This window comes from Neobacillus niacini (assembly GCF_036961885.1).
GTDB classification, from domain to species: Bacteria; Bacillota; Bacilli; order Bacillales; family Cytobacillaceae; genus Neobacillus; species Neobacillus niacini_H.
In genome coordinates, this window is sequence record NZ_JBALNQ010000062.1 from 41,690 (window position 1) to 63,097 (window position 21,408).

Sequence of the window (21,408 nt, forward strand, 5' to 3'; positions counted from 1 at the left end):
AATTGTTAATTTCAAAAATACGATGTTCGCAATAAACCCTATGGCCGCAGTGAATATTGAACGATTAGACCTAATCCAGTTGAATAAAATTTTTCGCTTTTATCCTACTAATTAACCAAATTCTGGATTTTGGCTAATTGTGTCTAAAGTATGACAGACTGAAAAGAAATTTGTTTTATAATAGTAAATATAGGAAATTATTTCTACTTGAGCTTGAACTAGGGAGAGAATTGCTTTGATAGTTACGCTATTTGATAGAGGTAAGGCATTTAATCTTGTTTTACCAGAAAAAATTACCGGGAGATATATTCTCACCACAGTTGATAAAGATGGTAATACGATTGATTTAATGGCGGTTGAAGCAGAAAAAGGCAAGTGGTATGTGAAATCAAATAAATATGCCTATCTGAAGGGCACTGCTGGGGAAAAGGTCGGAAAAGTTCCAGTAGAGCCTTTTGTGACATATACGATTAATCGTGATCAAGATTCGTCTGCGCTATTATATGTGGAACCTGCCAGTGAAGGGCGAAATGAGTTTACTAGACATATGGTTTCAGCGGATGTCATTAAGATCGGGCGGGCGAAGGATAACGAGATTTGTTTTACCGACAAATTGGTTTCCAGCTCACACTGTTCAATCGTTTATGATGGAAAAGGTCCAGCTGTAATCCGGGATCATAACAGTTCAAATGGTACCTATGTCAATGGTGAAAGAATTAAGGAAAAAGTACTGGCCATTGGCGATGTCATATCGATTATGGGCTTACGGATCATTTTCAATGGCCAATTACTTTCATTAAATAATCCACATCAATTAGTGTTTTTGGATCGAAATGCTTTTAAACCATTTGTTGTTGATCAGCTGATTGTTAAGCAGGACGATGGTCTCGATGATTTTTTTATCGAAGAAGAACAGGATGATTTGTTTTTCCGTTCACCGAGGTTTAAGCGGGATATTGAACGAAAGACCATCAAAATTGATCCGCCGCCGCAGCAAAATAATACCGATGAAACACCGTTAATGCTGATGCTGGGTCCGTCGATTACGATGGGGATGGCATCGCTGTTTACAGGAATATTTGCGGTCCAAAATGCGATGCGGACAAACGGTGACATTAGGTACGCGATACCTACGCTTGTGATGTCATTAAGTATGATGATTGGGATGATTCTTTGGCCAATTTTAACAAAAAGGTATGAGAAGAAACGGCGGATTGCGCAGGAAAAAATACGGCAGGAGAAATATAGTAAGTACATAGAAGAAATGAAACAGGTGGTGGCGGACGAATGCAAGTATCAGAGTGAGATTTTGCACGAAAACCATATTCCCCTTTACCTTTGCTTAAAAAGGATTCGGAACCGTGAACGTAATTTATGGGAACGGACACTAGGACAAAATGATTTTCTTAAGATCAGAGTTGGCCTAGGCGATCTGCCGTTAGACGCGGAAATCAAATACCCTGAGAAGAAATTTACGCTTGAGGATGACAACCTCGAGGATGAGTTGTATCAATGGGTAGAATCTCCTCAAATTGTCAGGCAGGTGCCTGTCACCATGTCGCTTATGGATGAACGTGTAAGCGGGATAATTGGAAAAAGGGAAACGGTTGTTGAGTTCGCGAAGGGGATTATTTTTCAACTCGCCGCGTTACATAGTTACGATGAATTAAAATTCGTGTTTATTTACGATAAAGAAGAACAAGAGTGTTGGAAGTTTGTTAAGTGGCTGCCACATGTCTGGGATGATAGCAGGACTATCCGCTTTATTGCCTCTGACGACAATGAAATAAAGGAGCTTTCCGCTTATTTTGAAAAGGAAATTGCCCATCGAATAGAAGTAGAGCGGGCAGACAGTATTGAAGGAGATATAAAGCAGCATTATGTTGTTTTTTCAATGAGCAAAGAGTTAGCAGACAAAGCAGAAATGATGAACTTACTTCTAAAAGAAAAGAAAGAGATCGGCTTCAGCTTAATTACCCTGTATGACACCCTGGAGATGCTGCCGAAGGAATGCACCAATGTTGTTGAAATCAATGACAAAACCAGCAAAATTTACGATAAAGACGATATCTCTGGAAAGTACCAAGCCTTTACTGCAGATATTTACTTACAGCAGGAGGCGGAACCCATTGCAGTAGAGTTGGCCAACATTCAGCTCGCTTCTTCTGTAAAAGCTTACACACTGCCAGATATGATCACTTTTTTAGAAATGTTTGGCGTTGGAAAAGTGGAACATTTGAATGCGCCGACCCGATGGAAGGAAAATAATCCAACTCAGACCATCGAAACGGAGATTGGTGTCAACCAGAAGGGAGAGCCATTTAAGCTTGATCTACATGAAAAATACCATGGACCACATGGATTGATTGCAGGTATGACCGGTTCTGGTAAGAGCGAATTTATTATGACGTTCATTTTATCATTAGCCGTTAACTACCATCCAGATGAAGTGGCCTTTATCTTAATCGATTATAAAGGCGGCGGCATGGCGAATGCCTTCCTGGACCTGCCGCATTTAGCAGGAACAATTACCAACCTGGATGGAGCAGCTGTCAAACGATCACTCATTAGTATTCAAAGTGAGCTGAAGCGGCGTCAGGCTATTTTTAGTGAAACAAGCAGACGTTTGAATGAAAGCAATATCGATATTTATAAGTACCAAAAGTTATATCGTGAAGGTGCGGTTTCAGAGCCATTACAGCATTTATTCATGATTTCCGATGAATTTGCCGAATTAAAAACCCAACAGCCGGAATTTATGGAGCAGCTGGTCAGTGCCGCACGGATTGGCAGAAGCTTGGGTATTCATTTGATTTTAGCAACGCAGAAGCCCTCTGGGGTTGTCGATGATCAAATTTGGAGTAACAGTAAATTCCGTATCAGTCTGAAGGTTCAGGAAAAGGCGGATAGTATGGAAGTCATCAAACGACCGGATGCAGCTGAGCTATCACAAACCGGACGTTTCTACTTGCAGGTCGGGTACAATGAACTATTTGAACTTGGTCAATCCGCTTGGGCAGGGGCACCTTATTACCCTGCTGAAAAGAAAGAAAAGACAATAGATGATGGCATTACAGTCATTGATAATTTAGGACGAGTGATGAAATCGGCTAGAGTCGATAAACGAATAAATACGGTTAAAAAACCAGTAAGTCAAATAGATGAGGTAACGAAATATTTAGCATCTCTTGCAAAACAAGAAAATATTAAAGTAAAACAGCTTTGGTTAGAGCCTATCCCTGCTAACATCTACATCGATGAAGTAAAAGCGAAGTACCGTGTGATGATAAACCCACAGCGGTTTGAGCTTAATCCGGTGATTGGGGAATATGATGATCCGGCAAGTCAACGCCAGACAGTGTTAAGACTGCCAATTAGCCAAGAAGGCAATACCGTTGTGTATGGTGTGGCGGGAAGTGGAAAAACAACCTTCTTGACCTCACTTATCTATTCCTTGATGGAAGAACATACGCCTGAAGAAGTAAATCTATATTTACTAGACTTTGGTTCAGAAACATTAAGTTGGTATCGTGAGTCACCACATGTCGGCGATGTGATGCTGTCACATGAAGGGGAAAAAATCGACAATTTATTTAAAATGCTGGCTAGTGAAATCGCAGCGAGAAAGAAACAATTCTCAAATTATGGTGGAGACTTTAAAACCTTCAATCTGCAGTCGAATGAAAAAGTACCATCTATCGTTCTGATGATTCATAATTACTCAGCGTTTTCAGAGATGTATGAACAATTTGAGGAAGCTATTTCATTTTTGACTCGAGAAGGAACGAAATATGGGATTTATTTCATTGTAACAGCGTTAAATACGGGTGCGATTCGATACAGGCTTCTACAGAATTTTAAGCAAATGTATGTCCTGCAGCTAAATGACACAACTGAATATTCTGGTGTGCTAGGTAATGTTGATGGGGTCTATCCTTCGAAATTCAAGGGCAGAGGAATCTTTAAAACAGAAAATGTTTACGAATTCCAAATTGCTCAAATTTCTAAAGATGCATCCGACATGTACAGCTTTGTTACGGACTATTGCCGTGATTATCAGCAGAAATGGAACAAGAACTCAGCAAAACGGATTCCGATCCTTCCTGATAAGGTAGATATCCACTATATACAGGATGAAATCCGCTTTAATCAAACAAGCAGAATTCCGATTGGAATCGAGAAGAGCACATTAAGTCTTGCAACTTATGATTTTACTGCATCACCGGTCAATCTCGTAACCTCAATTACTGGTGATGAATGCTCCGCTTTTGTGCAGGGACTTGCGGAAGCCATTACGATGAAAGACAGCAGAGAGGTAATTGTCCTTGATGCTGCTGACAGCTTTGTAAATGACAGCGGCCGAGCCTATCGATATGTGACAGGTTCACAATCGTTAGAAGAGATGATTGTTTATTTATTTACGACATTGGTGCACCGAAACAACACCACAAAAGAGACCATCGCGGAAGGCAAAGCAGCACCGGTGTTTGAAAACATTACCTGTATCATCCATTCATTCACAGAATTAAATGCACAGCTATCTGATGATGGAAAAGATAAATTGAAGGTCTTTTTAGAACGAGTAAATGGATTGAACGTAACCATTATTTTTTCAGATGCCGTCGACAAGCTAAGCTCATACACGTATGAACCTTGGTTCCAAAATCATGTATCACTGAGTGAGGCGGTTTGGGTTGGAAATGGGATAGCCGATCAATACACACTAAAAATCAATAAAATTTCCAATGACATGTATGGTGAACTGCCAGAGGACTTCGGCTATGTAGTGAACAAGGGGAAAGTAAAACTAGTAAAACTTCTGACCACCGCGGCGAGTGACGAGGGGGCTGTACAATATGCATAAGATTTTAGTCGAGATTTATAACCCTGCTTCAAACAACAGCTACGATGTTTTTATCCCGTTGAAAAGTCCTGTATATGAAGTTGTCTATTTATTATCGAATACAATCTCTGAATTATCACAAGGCCAGTACAAGCCGTCCGAGCAAACGATTCTATGCGACCGGAAAACAGGGAATCTATTTGATATCAACAAAACCATCGAAGAGCTTGGTTTAAAAAATGGATCCAAGCTGATGATACTCTGACGGGTTGGAATCTTTTTAAATTTCCTCTAAAGGGGGGTGCACAATGAAAATAGCAAAGAAGGTACAATCCATCCTTCTTCCATTCATTCTATTAATAGGGGTGACAGGCTGTATGAATGAAAAATCTTCAGAGAACTCGATACTGACATATTTAGACGAGACCTATAATGAAACCTTTGAAGTAGAAACCTTTAAGGAAGGAAGTACCATTTTTAAAAACATGTACGGTGCGGATAAAGTGATCGTTCATCCAAAGGGTAAGCCTGGGCATGTCTTTTTAGCGGGTGAAGATAGAGACCATGAAGGAAAATATTACGATAACTATGTGTTGTCTAAATGGTCAGAGGAACTGACAAAAAGGTTAAAACCTGAAATTAGCAATCTACTGCCAGAGGATGCTGAATTTAGAGTTTTAGTATTTGTCGAGGACGGAAAATATGATAGCTCCATGAAGGATATGTCTGTCGAAGATTATTTAGCAAATGTAAATAATGATGTAAGTATTGAGTTAAAGGCAGCCGTTAAAAGTGCAGGGAACCCAAATGTAACGGATTATAATGAACCGATTTATCAGCTATTACAGGTGGTTAAACAGATGGATGTGAAATCAAGCCGTGTTTCAGTAGGATTTGTTGACTCTGCAGTGGATGTTTCCGATTATATTCGAACCTCGGGTGTTAACAATACACCTTGGTCCAATTTGGATGCAAAGGTTTATGGAACGATTATGGTTGATAAACGATTTACGATATCGGATGCAAGTCAAATCGAAGAATATTATAAAGCGTTTAAGGAGTGATATCATGTCACTTTCAAACTTAAATGATGAGGAGAAAAATGTTCTTCTCCAGTTATCTTATTTTGACTTACCAGGAGATTTAACAGGCTTGAGTGTTAAGGAAATGTGGGAAGAAGCAATAAGAACTCAAAACAATGGCGGAGAGGTCAGAAGAATAAAGCTTGAGGAGTATTTTACTTCTGATACCTACCAAAACTCCAGTTTGGCTGAGGTAACGCTCGAGGGGTATCAGAACAACAATCCAGCTATGGGCGGCGAGTCAGAATCAGGCTTTGTTGGCTATGCATGGGGTGACAAGACAGGTAATGCAGCAGCGGTTTATCGAGGCAGTGAAGACTTTAAAAATTGGGACCACTTTAAAACAGATTGGGTATCAAATGGCTCCGCGGGGATTGGAAATGAAATCGAACAACATAAGGAAGCCAATCACTTCTATGGGGAATTTGTAAAGGGTGCAACGGGTGAAAAGTTAATCGTTGGTCATTCAAAGGGTGGCAATTTAGCTTCATATGTGTTTGTAAATAACTTAGATGATAACCCTAATGGATATGTGGTCAACGGTGCTCCATTATTTTGGCCTAGTTTAACCAAGGAACAACAAGAAGCATTAAAAAGTAATAAATTTGATTTTATTGCCTATGAAGGTGATTTTGTACATGATCTAGGGTTTGCACCTTATGTGGATAAGACGGTTGCGATTAATAAAGAGGACTATGATGATCCATTTTATCCGCATTATGAAACGAGTGTAAATTTTTCCAATGGCTCATTTGAAAAGGCTAGACAAGGGTCGATTTTTTCACCTAAAGACATGAATCCAGAGGTAATTAAGTTTGCGATTGTTTATGCCGTAAATGGAGTAAGAGATGCTTATAAGGCAGCGTTAGCCATAAAAAACGCAGCATTAATGGTTATTCATGCTACTTGGAAAGGCATGGAAGCGGCAGCGAAACTTGTGATTGATAGCTGTGTAGCATTCATCTCTGGATTGAAGAATGTCACCACCAAGGTAACAAATGATCTAATAAGTTTCTTCCGTTCCGTTAAAAAAATGGCGCAACGCTTTTCCGGTATTACAGTCAGTGCTTATCATGGAACAAATGTCGCTGTCGAACCCTATCTTAAAGTGGATTTACATAGATTGTCCTATTATGCAGATAGATTAGAAGCGATAAAGCGAAAGACGAGCGCTTTGAATAATAGAATTGATGATTTGTATTGGGAAGCGGGACTCTTTGGGCTGGATAACGTGTTGAAAGCAGATATTTTAACCACGTTTAACACTAGGCTAAACCAAAATATTGCCTATTTACATTCCGTGAAAACCCTGCTGGAAAGAACCGAGGCTATTTTGAGTAAAAAAGCACAGTCAATACGGTAATCGTTTGGGGGAAACAAATGGATAAGAATGTTCAAAGCAAGGTTGCTAGTATCATTGCTGATATAAATGAGATTGCTAGAGAGTTAGAGGACATCTCACAGAGTTTGGGTCGGGAGTTCAAAGGGATTGGGTCTGTCAATAGTGCCTCAAGCTTACAGCAGGCGGCAAATAGCTATCGAAAAGTAATGTATGAGTTAAGGAAAATATAATCAAGTGCAGACCAAACTTTAAAGGAGGTGAGAAGAATGAGTAGATCGATCACAGTTGATCCAGCAAAGTTAGATAGTGCTGCAGCAAAGGTTGACCAGCAATCAGCTGATTATGAGAGAGTTTATAAAGCTCTTTTCAATGAGATTGAAGGTATGCAGGCTGCGTGGCAAGGTGCTGATAACCTGGCGTATGTTTCACAAATTAAAGGATTTATGGATGATTTTAATAAGATGTCCGCTTTAATGAAGCAATACTCCGAGTTTTTGAGAGTAAGTGCAAGAACGTATAGAGAAACTCAAAACGAAGTCATTAGTGGAGCGAAACGTTTAACAAACTAATTGAGTATGAATGTGAGGTGGTAATTGTGGCAGTAGAAGGAATCAAAATATCGCTAAATGAGGTTAGCAGTACAGCGAATCAAATCCGTAATTTAAACCAACAATTAACGGGCAGACTTGATGAAATCAAGAGAGAAATGAATGCTTTAGCTAATTCATGGAATAGTGATGCATCGAATACGATTCGTAATAATTTTAATTCTCTTACACCAAAGTTTGATAACTTCCGTGATATCGTTGACAGCTATGCAAAGTTTTTAGACCAGACTGTCAATGCCTATAACTCTTCAGAATCAGCAATCAACAACAACGCGAGTGCATTTAAATAGGCAGGCATGCTGACGGGTTCCTAACTCTCTTCTTTCGAGGAGAGTTAGGAATAACTACTTTCGAAGCAAGTAAAAACGGGTCATGAGGTGACTCTAAAAATGGAGACGATAAGGATGAAGATTGAGTTGGAGAAGCTTTTTTCAGGGACGCTTACGAAAGAACAATTGGTGAATCATTTGATGAACATTGTCGACAGTTTAACTGAATTAGAGAAAAGCAGTAAAGATTTCGAAAACATTTTGCTAGACAAGAAACATATTTTTCTTGATCACTTTTCAAATAGATTAGTATTTATGTATGTTCCTATAAAAGATAATGTCTTTGAAAAGGTATCAATGAGTGAATTTTTTAAAGAATTGCTTGCCGCAACGTCCTATGATGAAAATGATGATTTGCTATTTTTTGTTAAACTGCATAATTACCTAGCGGGTGCAACCGAACTCCGGTTGCAAGAGTTTAGGGAAAAGCTGACTAAGTTTTCAGGCGTCCAGGTTCAGAAAATAGAGGCTGTATCGGAATCGAATTCCAATTATTATAGTCCAGGATTCATTACTCGCGCCTTGGCAATTTCAAAGGACTCTGAAGAGGAAAATGAGGGTACCACGGTTTTAGGGGCATTACAAGAGCTAAACAAGTATGAAGAAGGCACCACAGCATTAGGGGTAGATAACGGTATGCTGCTAAAGCCATTTCTCATTGAAGAGGCAACAGGTGAAAAAATTATCGTAACCAAGGAAGTTTTTACATTAGGAAGAGACCCTGAACAAGCTGATTATGCATCGAACAGTAAAGTGGTTGGCCGGATCCATGCAGAAGTGGTAACCTCCGATGGTGAATATTTTTTAATTGATAAACATTCAAGGAATGGCAGCTATCTAAATGGAGTCAAACTGTATCCAAATGAAAAGAACAAAATGAAACACGAAGACCGCATTAAGCTTGCAAATCAGGAATTTGTTTTCAGGTTGTTTTAAAAAGGAGGTTGACTGATGGCATTTTTAACAGCGCACCATACAGATGTAGGGATCAAAAAGAAAACCAATCAAGATGCCTTGTTACTAAAGACTGCGAAAACTCCGAAAGGTCCAGTCGGCCTATTCATCGTCTGTGATGGGATGGGCGGCTTGTCCCATGGTGAGTTGGCAAGTGCAAAGGTAATTAGAGGAATGGCAGAGTGGTTTGATACGCAAATGCCAAGACTTGCGTTCTCAGAGCACTTCGAGGAAGAAATCTATTCAGAAGTTGAAAAATGCATGAAACAATTGAATGAAAAAATCCTCAAATACGGTGAGACCTCAAAAGTGAAATTAGGGACAACCATGACGGCACTTTTGATTGTCGACCATAAATATTATATTGCCCATATAGGGGATAGCCGGGCCTATCGCATTTCAAACAGCTTAAACCAACTGACGAAGGATCAAACGTTGGTCGCGCGTGAGGTAGCCCGTGGGAACATAACGGAAGAACAGGCAAAAATAGATCCGCGCAGAAATGTGCTGCTGCAATGTGTCGGGGCAACAACGGAGATTGAAGTGGATTTCTCTAAGGGTGACGTTCAAGCAAACACAGTGTTTCTGTTATGTTCGGATGGATTTTACCATCAGATTACAGAGGAAGAGTTAGAACTGGAACTCAAACCAGGAACGGTAACGAATAATCAGCAGTTGAAGGATAGAGTTGTCGAGTTAGTTGAGTTAGTAAAGGTTAGGAAAGAAGTCGATAATATTTCGGTTATAGCAGTAAAAGTTTATTGAGGTAAAGGGGCGGGGGAGTTTTTCTTGATAGAAATTGGATCAGTAATCGATGAAAGATATGAAATATTAAAGGAAATTGGCCGCGGCGGCATGAGTATCGTTTATTTGGCGATGGATAACAGACTGAACAAATCATTAGTCGTAAAGGATATTCGCAAACGTGCGTCTAGTAATAACGAGCTTCTCATCAACAGTTTAATCGTCGAAGCCAATATGCTCAAGGTACTCGACCATGGAGCGCTGCCAAAGATCTACGATATTATCGAATCGGAAGGCGATATCTATGTAGTCATGGACTATATCGAAGGAGAGTCTTTAAAAGAGAAGCTGCATCGGGAAAAGAAAATTCCCGCGAATCAGGTCATTGATTGGGCCAGGCAGCTGAGTGGGGTTTTAGAGTACTTACATACAAGAAAACCGTACCCGATTATTTATCGGGATATGAAACCAGATAATATTATGCTCACCCCTGAAGGGAAAATTAAGCTGATTGACTTTGGGATTGCAAGGGAATTCAAGACAGAGAGTTCTACGGATACAACTAATTTAGGAACGAAATCCTATGCGGCGCCGGAGCAGATGTCCGGCAAACAGACGGATGCGCGCACGGATGTCTATAGCTTAGGGGTAACCTTGTATCATCTTGTCACCGGCAAGAGTCTAAATGAGCCGCCCTTTGAGCTTAAGCCAATCCGTCATTGGGATCCAACCCTTCCTGAAGGTCTTGAACATATTATTATCAAAGCGACACAGTCGGAACCAACGGCCCGCTATCAAAGCTGCAGTGAGCTATCCTATGACCTTGAAAATATTAACAAGCTAACGGAAGGTTATAAAAATAAGCTGCGCAAGAAACTTTCGATTTTCCTCATTCCAGTAGTCTTGTGTCTAGCCTTTACGACAACAGCCGTGTTTGGCTATAAAGGCGTGAAAAATACCCAGTTCCAGGATTATATGGGATTGGTCAACGATAGCTCAGTTTATTTAATGGATGGCGAGGATAAGAAAGCCATTGAAATGTTAGAAAAGGCGATCACAACGGTCGACAAATCCCGAGCAGAAGCGTACGTCAATTTACTAGATTTATATACCAACCGAAATGAAACGGATACGGGGTTAGCGAAGATTGAAGCCTATATTGAGGATGAGTATGGAAACATCCATGAGAATAATGAGGTCCGCTTTAAAATGGGGATGACGTATTTTGATATCAAACGTAACTACGCGGAGGCGCTAAAGCATTTTAATCAAGTCGATCCCGATGAAATTCCAGACGCACAGTATTATGAAGCATTAGCGACAACGATGATTTCGATGAATATTGACTATAAAGAGTTCTCCGAAAATCTGCTGGAGTTTGAAACGTTTAATGATCGTTTGCCAAATGAACGAAAGAAAATCGATAACTATAATTCCTTAGCGAATATTTACATCTCATATAAAGGGCAAATTTCTGATGCCAATACAAAAGCCATTGAAATCGTTGAAAAAGCTTACGAAGCCCTCCGGTTAGTCGAAAATGAGAACTTAATGCTTAAGTATGAACTAGATTTTGAACAAAAATTAGCGCAAGCCTTTTACAGCAGAGGTGTTAATTCAAAAGATAAACTGACGGCCAAAGAAGATCTTGAACGGGCAATCGAGCATTATCAGAACCTTTGGGATTTAAATGCGAGTAATAAGGAAGAAATTTTAGTAAAGATCGGTGTCATTTATCAAGAGATGGGCGAACCAGCCCGTGCAATCAAGGAATTCCAAGATGCGATAAAGAACTACCCCAAAAGCATTGATGCCTATGTTAAACTCGGAAATTTATTGTTGGATATCGAGCAAAGTAAGGACGAAGGCAGCCGAAATTATCAAGCCGCGAAACTCATTTTTGAACAAGCAAATGCACTGGATGGAGCAGGTGAGGATGAAGCTTTTAAAAAGCTAAAAAGGAGGTTTGATAACCTTACTATGAACTAGAAAGGGGAAGGGAAATGGAGTACCAGATTATGTTTTACGGAGGAATGGCCGGTGCGATTATTACCCTGATCATCTCGATCATTCTCTACGTCAAAATGGGCATTGCACAAGTGGTCGAGGACTTAACGGGTATAAGCTTTCGGAAAAGATTACATAAAAAGCGAAAAGCAAAGGAAGAATCAAATCAAAAGCGGCTGACACAAGAAATCATGTTGAAAAAGCAGTATGCCAGGGAGGCTGCAGCCAGTCAAGAGACGGAATTGATGAGCAGTATCGAGGAAACGGCCTTACTTGGTGATGATGGATATATAGAAGAAACCTCATTGTTAACAGCAGACTTTGAGGAAACAACCGTTTTATCAGCGGATATGGAGGAAACTTCATTCTTAATAGAGGAAGAAGAACCTTTTAAAAAAGAAGTAGATGTGATCGTTGTTCATTCCAACACGATCATCTAAAGGGGGTTTAGTAGAATGGCAGAGAGTATAGTTAGAAAGTACAAAAGTAAAAAGAAAGTAATCTGGACATTAACGGTAAGTCTCTTGCTCATTTCTGTGTTTGTATTTAGCTCGAATGCATTTTCACTTGATGGAGCAAAGCGATTTATCGTATTTAATGAAGATGAATGGGAAATGGGATCGATTGATCAGCCAGTATGGATGACCAATAAAGACAGTATTTCCTTCAAGGTAGACTTAAAGGAAGACTTTGAAAATATTAGTCAAACAGAAGGTATTACTGGGTTAGAAACACCATTTGCTGTTACAGCTGATTACTTAGACAGTGAAATCACAACAGCAAAAATAGAAGAAATAATGGAACCTGAATGGGGCTTTTTAGGTGAATATTTGGTCACGATTCCATTGCAGCCGGATAGCAGCGATGGCAGCTTACATGTGACGGTGGAATTTGCTGTGGAGAATGCATGGAATATCCCTGCTTCAACCAACACATTTACCATTGATCGAGATGCCACTATCCCTGTTGTCGACGTTACCACTATATTTGAAGATGGTAGCTTTGAAGAAGGTGGCTTCACGAAAAAGCCGGTCTCCATGAGTATTAAAGTAAATGACAGTAACTTTACTCCGGAAAAAAGTACGATATCAATTTTAAAAGATGGAATTCCATTCGAACCTGCACAAGCGCCAGTCTGGAATGAGAAGGAAACATTCCTAGCCTTTGATAATACTGGGTTTTATGAAGTAACGATGGTTGCAGCTGATAAAGCAGGAAATAACAGTACAGCTAAAATAGTGACCTTTGGTATCGTGAAACAGGGTCCAAGATTAACGATTACAGATAAAAACGACAGTGGTTTTTATAAAAATGTTGAACTGAAGATTGAAAGCGACATTGGTATTCAGGATGCCATGGCATCCATTGAGAAAACGATAAATGGTGTAACGACCACGGAAGTGAAAAGTTTCGAGCGAAAAGGTAAAAGTGCTGTCCTTTCACTAACAGAAGATGGTGTTTATAAGGTTAGTGTTACAGTAAAAGACCGACAAAATATCGATCCAGGACATCAGTTAGGAGTAACCAGCTTTACGATCGATCATACCCATCCGAAAGCGGTCATTTCCCTTGATGGTACGGAGATGACAGAAGATGAACGAGTAGTCGATGGCGAAAAAACGGTAACAATAGCGGTAACTGATAAGAATCATGACACTTACAACGTAACGGTAACGAAAAATGGAGAACAGTATGGGATCAATCCATTCGTTCGTGACGGTGACACCATTACAACGGAACATTTATTGAAAGAAGATGGAGTCTATGAAATTACAGTACAATCTACAGATAAAGCAGGGAATGAATCAGTAATAACGAAAACCATTATAATTGATACGGGCAAACCAGATATTCAGTTCAAAGGAGTTAAAAATCAGGAACATTACAACAGTGAAAATGTGGATGTAACAGTAAGTGTCAATGATTTCACTTTTGATAAAAACAAAACGACCCTTGAAATGACAAGAACAAATGGTGATCAGGTCACCGAACTCAAACCAGGCCATTGGGACATTTATGATTACCTAAAGTGGCTTTATAAAGGTGAAATGAACATGTCCTTTTCAGTAGAAGGCGTTTATCAACTTAAAGTAATGTCAGAAGACAGATTCGGAAAAATGAGCTCGAAAACAGTAGAGTTTACCATCGATAGAACCGCACCACATGTTGATATCACTGGAATTAACCAAGGTGCCTTTGTAAAAAGTGGTGAGGTTGTCATCGGGGTTAACGAATACTACTATGAAACAAACAACGTAACCGTTACGGTTCAGAAGAATGATAGTGTAATAGAAGAAACGTTTGTAAATACAGGTGAAAGATCAGAGCTCGCACTGAAATTTACTGAAGACGGAGATTATCTGATTACCGTAAGTGCAGAAGACAAGGCTGGAAACAAAGCCTCCAACAAGGAGTTATCGTTTACGGTCGATACAGTCAAACCTGTAATCGATATTATCGATGTGAAAACCAACGAAGTGGTGAAAAACCATTCATACGACACTGAGAGCAAAACTGTTTCAATCGTAGTGAATGAACATAACTTTGCTAACAACCAGATTCAGTATGAAGTAATAGAGAAGAATACAGTAACGAATGAAAGCAAAACGATTTGGATCGGTGAGTGGAGAAACTTTGCTGAAACATCAAGTCTTACCTACCTTTTTAAAGATGACTATGAGTATTTCATCAGGGTGATTGCGGAAGATGCGGCTGGAAATAAGGCAGACGAAAAATCCGTAACCTTTACTATTGATACCGTCGATCCGATAGTAGCAACCGAGGGTATTGAGAATGATCAGCATTACCAAAGTACGTCAGCAGCATTTTGGGTAAAAGATACAAATATTGACCTATCCAATACAAAGCTAACCGTGTTAAAAGATGGGGCTCCATATAGAATTGGTGAACTTGCATTAAGCTATCATACAGAAGGTGCACTAAGCTATATGTTTAAAGAAGAAGGAAATTATACCGTAACTTTAGAATCAACGGATAAAGCGAACCGAAAAAGCGTCCATGGACCGATTGACTTTATAATTGATTCCACTAAGCCTGTTGTGAAAGTGGAGGGTGTGGACGATCACTCCTTTAACCCAGGGAGCAAAAACGTGACCATATCCGTTAATGAGAAGAATTTTTCAACAAATAATGTTGAACTAGCGGTAACAAAGGATAATAAGCCATATGATTTGGGTACGTTCATTAGTGATCAAAAACAGCTTTCAGAAATTGGTCATTATTTTTCTCAGGATGGGTTGTATTCCATATTTGTTAAATCGACAGATAAGGCGGGTAACGGACCTGTCACGGTGAACCGGACATTCACGATTGATCAAACTAATCCTGCGATTGAAATCACAGGTGTTGATCAAGAGGCCTCTTACAATGAGGATAAGCGAGTGAATGTCGCTATTCGTGATGTAAACTTAGATAGTAACAAAATAACGGTAACAAGAGATGGTGCCCGCTATGATGCCGGCGGCTACTCGGTCAGTCAAAACAGTGCAACATTGAGTCACAATTTTAGCGTTGAAGGTAACTATCATGTCCTCGTAGAAGCGACCGACAAAGCTGGAAATAGCTTATCGAAGCAAGTGAGCTTCACGATTGATAAGACGAAACCAGTCATCACCCCAAAATTTAAAGGCCAAAACAGAGTGATTAAAGATGGTGAATATATAAACGAAATTTTTACACCAGAATTTGCTTTAAATCATAAAGACGATGAGATCGCTTCTGTTACGTTAAACGGTTCAGATATAGGCAGAACAGCTCCGACAGCCTCGAAGGAAATGGCTTATCACTTTAACGTACTGGCTCGTGATAAAGCAGGGAATGAAACAACATTTGAAATCAAGTTTACCGTAGATACGACAAAGCCGATTTTATCGATTTCCGGCATACTAGATGGCTTCTTTAATCAAAACCTGGCACCAATTGTTACGTATTCAGATATTCATCTAGATTTAAGCAGAACTTCTGTAACGTTAAATGGTGCTCCGTATAAAAGTGGAACACAGCTTGACGTGGAAAAAGATTATGTTCTCAAAGCAACCGTAACCGATTTGGCGAACAATGTGAGCACGAGAACCATTGTCTTTACGATTGATAAAACGTCACCAGTCATCAAGTTTAAAGAACCACTATCAAATAAATATTTTAATAAAGATATAATACCTGAACTGTTGATTGAGGATTTTAGTGAATATGACATCATTGCCCTAACCTTGGACGGCAAGGAATATAATCACGGTGATCCGATTACTTCTGAAGGTAAACATGTTTTGTTTTTCGAGGTAAAGGATAAAGCAGGTAATATTAAGCAATTAAGTGTCGAGTTTATGATTGATAAAACGGCTCCAAAGATCATTTACGATGGAATTAAGCACAATGAGATATACTACGATTCTGTTAAAGCGGCGATTACCCTTGATAATCCAAGCGATACGATTAAATCAATTATGGTAAATGGTAAGCTGTATACCTTTGATGAAACAGCAGATCAGAATGGTGCTGCAGTCTTTACATCGACTTTCTCAGAAGTCAATTCGTATAAAGTTGAAGTGACAGCGGTTGATGATGCAGGAAATGAAGTGACTACAGTGATTCCGTTTAAGATTGCCGAGAAAACAGCTTTAGTGAAGTTTTATGAAAATAAACCTTTGTTTGCAGGTTCGTTAATTGGGCTATTCGGACTAGTAGGAATGGGGATTACCGTTTTAGTTAGAAGAAAGAAAACGGTAGCGGTTGAGGAATAAAGGTAACGGAGGGCTGTGAATGATGGGAATATCATTTACAGCCTTTTTTTATATGCATTTCCACTTATAATCCGTCTGTTATTTATTGGAGTTTTGAATATTTGTGACCTTTTTACAGGGAATTTACAGAATTATATAGAATTATTAGATATAATGTCTATAATAGCAAGACCTTGAGGAGGATGTAACGTGGCCCGCGAACAAATGAACCCAACGATAGAGAAAATCCTTTTAAATATTGAAAAGGTTATGATTGGAAAAAGAAATGTGGCAGAGCTTAGTCTAATTGCCTTATTAGCAGAAGGACATGTGCTTTTAGAAGACGTACCAGGTGTCGGAAAGACAATGATGGTTCGTGCACTCGCCAAGTCGGTTAATGCAAACTTCCGAAGAATTCAGTTTACGCCTGACCTATTGCCATCAGATGTAACGGGAATCTCCATCTATAATCCGAAGGAAATGGAATTTGAGTTTCGGCCAGGACCTTTGATGGGGAACATTATTCTTGCTGATGAAATTAACCGGACCTCACCAAAGACCCAGTCCGCTCTCCTTGAAGGGATGGAGGAGGCAAGTATCACCATTGATGGTATCACCCATCGATTGCAAAAGCCTTTCTTTGTCATGGCGACACAAAATCCAATTGAATACGAAGGTACCTATCCACTGCCAGAAGCACAGCTGGATCGCTTTTTACTAAAAATGAAAATGGGCTATCCAGAAGTGCATGAAGAGATCGAGGTATTAAATAGAGCACAAAAGGTTCCGCCTATTGAAGACCTTTATCCAGTTATTGACCTCGAAGGATTAAGAGCCCTGCAGCAAGATATTAAAGAAGTCTACGTCGATCAAACCATTAAACAGTATATTGTTGATATTGCCAGCCTGACAAGAAGCTATAGAGGAGTCTACCTTGGGGCTAGTCCAAGGGGATCGATTGCGTTGATGAAAGCAGCACAAGCCTATGCTTACATGTACGGCCGTGATTATGTTCTTCCTGATGATATTCAATATTTAGCACCATTTGTTTTATCCCATAGGATTATCTTGAAATCAGAAGCAAAGTTTGAAGGTCTTTCTACTGAAGAAGTTGTTAATCGAGTGGTTGCACGAATTCCTGTTCCTGTCCAAAGGCTTGTGAAGTAATAATGAAGAAATTATGGAATCCATTCAAAAAGGTATGGAAGTTTGTTGTCTTACTATTTTTGATTATCCTAACTTTTTCATATGCGATGTTTCAAGGTGGATTTGTAAGTTGGTTTTTATTTTATAGCTTTTTACCTTTTGCCCTTTATTGTATCGGTTTATCGTTCTATTCATTGAATGAGTTAGAAATTAGTCGTCAAATACCGAAAACAGATTACAATGCGGGTGAACCATTAAAAGTAATCGTCAATGTAAGGCGAAACTCAAGGTTTCCAATCTTTTATTTTCTCATTGAGGACCAATTGGATGATCCCCTTAAGTACGCACAACAAAAATGGAAAGCAAAGGCATTACTATTGCCTGGTTTTAGGAAAGAATTTTCCTATGAATATATCATTACTGAATTGCCGCGGGGTGAGCATGTATTTCACAGCTTTCTCGTTCGAACCGGTGATATCCTTGGTTTAGTAGAAAAAGAAAAGGCACATAAAAATGAAAATAAAATCATCGTTTATCCAGCTTATACAGAGTTACTTTACCGCTCTTTTGAGAACCATTTTGATCAAGGAATGACTGCCTCAAGAGAAAGAGTACAGCGTGATACCACCTTGGCGATTGGTGTTAGGGATTATCAACCCGGGGACCGGTTTTCTTGGATTAACTGGAAAGCCTCAGCTAAACGGAACGAAATCATGACGAAGGAATTTGAACAGCGTCAATCCCATGATGTTTTTGTTGTGATGGATTGTGTTCCTAATAAGCACTTTGAGGTGGTTGTTTCTTTCACAGCCTCGTTATTGCGGGCTATTCTAAAAAAGGGAGCACAAACGGGTCTCTTAACCATTAGTCGTGAAAGAGCGTCATTTCCTATAAGGGGTGGAGAAAATCAATTGCAACAGCTCTTTTATCATCTTGCACGGATAGAAGCATCTAGCTCTACCTCATTTGACAAGGTGATAGAAACTGAAGGCATGTTTGGTCAACAAAACGCTTCCTTCTTCCTAGTTTCCGGACAATTAACCAAGCCTTTAATCGAAAAGGCTGGCTTCCTGGGGCAAAGGAAAGGGAAGATTACTCTTTTTTTAATAAAAGGAAAAACAGAATCTCCTACAGAAAATGAAAGAACACTAATTGCGCTGGCTAATGCACGAAATGTTCGCGTGCTTATGGTTCATGAAGGTGAATTTGCATCATCCTTTTCGGAGGTGAATTTACGATGAAACGAGATTTCCAGACCTTTCTTTTATACTTATTTAGTTTTTTGCTTCTATGGGAATGGTTACGTCCAGTGGAACAATTAACATCAACAGATCATATTGAATTGTTTGTTATGTTTATTCTGCTCTCTTTTGCCGTGTCTTTTTTAAAAGTTAAGTGGATATGGAAAACGATTTTAAAAGTATGGTTCATCTTTTTTTCACTAAATAAGTTTCATTATGATGAGGGATTCTTTGACTTCAGTTGGATATCCTCTTTTTTCCGTGATTTGATTACGAATTTTAGTTTGATTCTAGCACGTAATTGGTTAGAACTGACAAATGAATTTCGGACATTATTGTTTTTTATTCTCCTATGGTTAATGGTTTACCTAGTACACTATTGGCTTTTAAACCGAAAGAGAATTTTTATTTTCTTTTTCATGACGCTCATTTACATAACGGTTTTGGATACATTTACACTCTATAGTGCGAAAATGGCGATTATTCGAACCGTTGTAGTTGGTTTTGCTGTCATGGGGATGTTAACCTATTTCAGGATTTTGGCAAAAGAAAACGTAACTATTGATTCTATGATTACGCGCAAGTGGATGCGACCATTAGCGATCATGATTGCGTTAAGCGTAATCGTGGGGATTATCGCACCAAAGTTTGAACCGATTTGGCCAGATCCTGTTCCCTATCTTAAGGCGGCTGGCGATAAAGGCGGAGATGATGGAAGTGGGCCTGGAGTTTCTAAAGTTGGTTACGGTACCGATGATTCTCGTCTAGGGGGCCCGTTTATTGGTGACGACAGTGTTGTATTCCAGAGTGAAGCAGTGGATAAGAATTACTGGAAGGTAGAAACAAAGGATCATTATACGGGGAAGGGTTGGATTCCTTCCGACACATCTTCTTTACGAATCGACGGAGATGAATTAATTCCTGTCTTTCCTATTCCATCTAACGTAGAAACAAGGGATGAAGCAGCGACCTTAGTTCATTTTATGGATTATACCCATCTTATTTATCCGGCTGGTATTCAAAGGGTTCAATTTAAACGTAAGTATACCTTGGAGATTGATTCAACGAAGGAAAAGATTTCAATTTTTGGTTTTGACTCTCAACCTGTCGCCCCTGATTCCTATTCTGTTCAATATAAAGTCCCGAAATACAAAGCAACTGATTTAAGACAGACAACTGGTATGGATCCTAGCCAGATGAGTCCAGAGTTTCTTGAAAAATATATGCAATTGCCTGAAAACCTCCCTGAAAGAATAAAAGAACTAGCCGAAACGATTACGGAGGGAAAGACAAATTGGTTCGATAAGGCTAAAGCGGTGGAGGGTTATTTCGGTGGTTCTGGATTCAGATATGACCAGAAGAATGTGGCGGCGCCAGGAGAAAATGAAGATTATGTTGATCAATTTTTATTTGATACAAAAATAGGCTATTGTGATAATTTCTCCACTTCGATGGCGGTCATGCTTCGTTCATTGGGTATTCCTACTCGATGGGTAAAAGGATACACGGGTGGGGAATTTATTAAATACAGTGAAGCAGAAACGTCGAAACAAATTTATGAAATTACCAACAATAATGCGCATTCCTGGGTTGAAGTTTATTTTCCGAACCAAGGGTGGGTCCCGTTTGAACCGACAAAGGGTTTTTCCAATCAAGTGTCAATTGACTTTACCAGTGAAGATGGAACACCTGATGCTGCGGAAACGACTGCTCCACCAGCTCCAAAACCACAGCAAGATTTAGAGGGAAATAGCAGTAATTCAAAGGAGACGGATAAATCGCTTAATTTCAGTGGTTTCTGGCTTAAAACGTTCATAAGTCAGCATTGGAAGTTGATTTTGTTATCAATCGTGTTAATTGCGGGGGCGGCAGCATTAATCTATAGGTCTAGAGGAAAATGGATCCCATATTTATATTTGCTTCAATTCCGGCTAAGAAAAAGGGATGAAAATATTGGTAAGGCATACCTTGTTCTTTTAGATCAATTAGAACGATACGGCCTAAAGCGTAATGAGGACCAAACACTGAGAAATTATGCCCGTTACATTGATACCTTCTTTGCTTCAAGAGAGATGTCTAGGCTGACGGATAGATATGAGCAATATTTATACCATCAGAAACTGCCGAAGGGAAGCTGGGAAGATTCACGAGAATTATGGGAAAATTTAATTAAAAAGACAATTGCTTGACCGATAAAACACCCTATTGTTACAATAAGCTGTAAATTTAAATACGTTTCCTTCATATATCCTCGAAAATAGGGTTCGAGAGTCTCTACCGGGTCACCATTAATGACCTGACTATGAAGGCAGAAAATTGGTTAATTGCTATTGCAAAAAAGCTAGAATTCTGCCTTCCTGGTTTATTTGGAGG

15 protein-coding genes and 1 riboswitch are annotated in these 21,408 nt (G+C 39.4%); all 15 genes read left to right on the plus strand.

The window, feature by feature from the left end:
* Positions 1 to 235: 235 nt before the first annotated feature.
* Positions 236 to 4,864, plus strand: coding sequence for a type VII secretion protein EssC (essC, locus tag V7124_RS22420; RefSeq protein WP_335493658.1), 4,629 nt, complete (start codon positions 236 to 238; stop codon positions 4,862 to 4,864).
* Entirely contained in the window at positions 4,857 to 5,108 is a 252-nt protein-coding gene (locus V7124_RS22425; protein WP_335410119.1) for a methyltransferase, read from the plus strand. The genes essC and V7124_RS22425 overlap by 8 nt, the downstream gene beginning before the upstream one ends.
* A gap of 43 nt (positions 5,109 to 5,151) precedes the next feature.
* On the plus strand, positions 5,152 to 5,907 hold the full coding sequence (locus tag V7124_RS22430; protein ID WP_335493660.1) for a hypothetical protein: 756 nt from the start codon (positions 5,152 to 5,154) through the stop codon (positions 5,905 to 5,907).
* 4 nt (positions 5,908 to 5,911) lie between these two features.
* Complete coding sequence (locus V7124_RS22435; RefSeq protein ID WP_335493662.1) at positions 5,912 to 7,288, plus strand: Mbeg1-like protein; 1,377 nt, start codon at positions 5,912 to 5,914, stop codon at positions 7,286 to 7,288.
* 17 nt (positions 7,289 to 7,305) lie between these two features.
* Positions 7,306 to 7,497, plus strand: coding sequence for a hypothetical protein (locus tag V7124_RS22440; RefSeq protein ID WP_335410127.1), 192 nt, complete (start codon positions 7,306 to 7,308; stop codon positions 7,495 to 7,497).
* Positions 7,498 to 7,533: 36 nt separating this feature from the next.
* On the plus strand, positions 7,534 to 7,836 hold the full coding sequence (locus V7124_RS22445; protein ID WP_335410129.1) for a WXG100 family type VII secretion target: 303 nt from the start codon (positions 7,534 to 7,536) through the stop codon (positions 7,834 to 7,836).
* A gap of 26 nt (positions 7,837 to 7,862) precedes the next feature.
* A complete protein-coding gene (locus V7124_RS22450) occupies positions 7,863 to 8,165 on the plus strand; it encodes a pore-forming ESAT-6 family protein (protein ID WP_335410130.1) in 303 nt (100 codons plus the stop codon).
* Positions 8,166 to 8,279: 114 nt separating this feature from the next.
* Positions 8,280 to 9,140 carry an FHA domain-containing protein gene (locus tag V7124_RS22455; protein ID WP_335493664.1) on the plus strand — a complete coding sequence of 287 codons (861 nt, stop codon included), beginning with the start codon at positions 8,280 to 8,282 and terminating at the stop codon, positions 9,138 to 9,140.
* 15 nt (positions 9,141 to 9,155) lie between these two features.
* A complete protein-coding gene (locus V7124_RS22460) occupies positions 9,156 to 9,923 on the plus strand; it encodes a PP2C family protein-serine/threonine phosphatase (protein WP_335493666.1) in 768 nt (255 codons plus the stop codon).
* 24 nt (positions 9,924 to 9,947) lie between these two features.
* Complete coding sequence (locus tag V7124_RS22465; RefSeq protein WP_335493668.1) at positions 9,948 to 11,891, plus strand: protein kinase domain-containing protein; 1,944 nt, start codon at positions 9,948 to 9,950, stop codon at positions 11,889 to 11,891.
* 14 nt (positions 11,892 to 11,905) lie between these two features.
* A complete protein-coding gene (locus tag V7124_RS22470; RefSeq protein WP_335493670.1) occupies positions 11,906 to 12,349 on the plus strand; it encodes a hypothetical protein in 444 nt (147 codons plus the stop codon).
* Positions 12,350 to 12,364: 15 nt separating this feature from the next.
* Positions 12,365 to 16,669 carry an Ig-like domain-containing protein gene (locus V7124_RS22475; protein WP_335493672.1) on the plus strand — a complete coding sequence of 1,435 codons (4,305 nt, stop codon included), beginning with the start codon at positions 12,365 to 12,367 and terminating at the stop codon, positions 16,667 to 16,669.
* 204 nt (positions 16,670 to 16,873) lie between these two features.
* Positions 16,874 to 17,815, plus strand: coding sequence for an AAA family ATPase (locus tag V7124_RS22480; protein WP_420490584.1), 942 nt, complete (start codon positions 16,874 to 16,876; stop codon positions 17,813 to 17,815).
* 2 nt (positions 17,816 to 17,817) lie between these two features.
* A complete protein-coding gene (locus V7124_RS22485; RefSeq protein ID WP_335410144.1) occupies positions 17,818 to 19,035 on the plus strand; it encodes a DUF58 domain-containing protein in 1,218 nt (405 codons plus the stop codon).
* Positions 19,032 to 21,224 carry a DUF4129 domain-containing transglutaminase family protein gene (locus tag V7124_RS22490; RefSeq protein WP_335493677.1) on the plus strand — a complete coding sequence of 731 codons (2,193 nt, stop codon included), beginning with the start codon at positions 19,032 to 19,034 and terminating at the stop codon, positions 21,222 to 21,224. Before V7124_RS22485 ends, V7124_RS22490 begins: the two co-directional genes overlap by 4 nt.
* 32 nt (positions 21,225 to 21,256) lie before the next feature.
* A riboswitch (purine riboswitch) is annotated at positions 21,257 to 21,358 on the plus strand.
* Positions 21,359 to 21,408 lie beyond the last annotated feature (50 nt).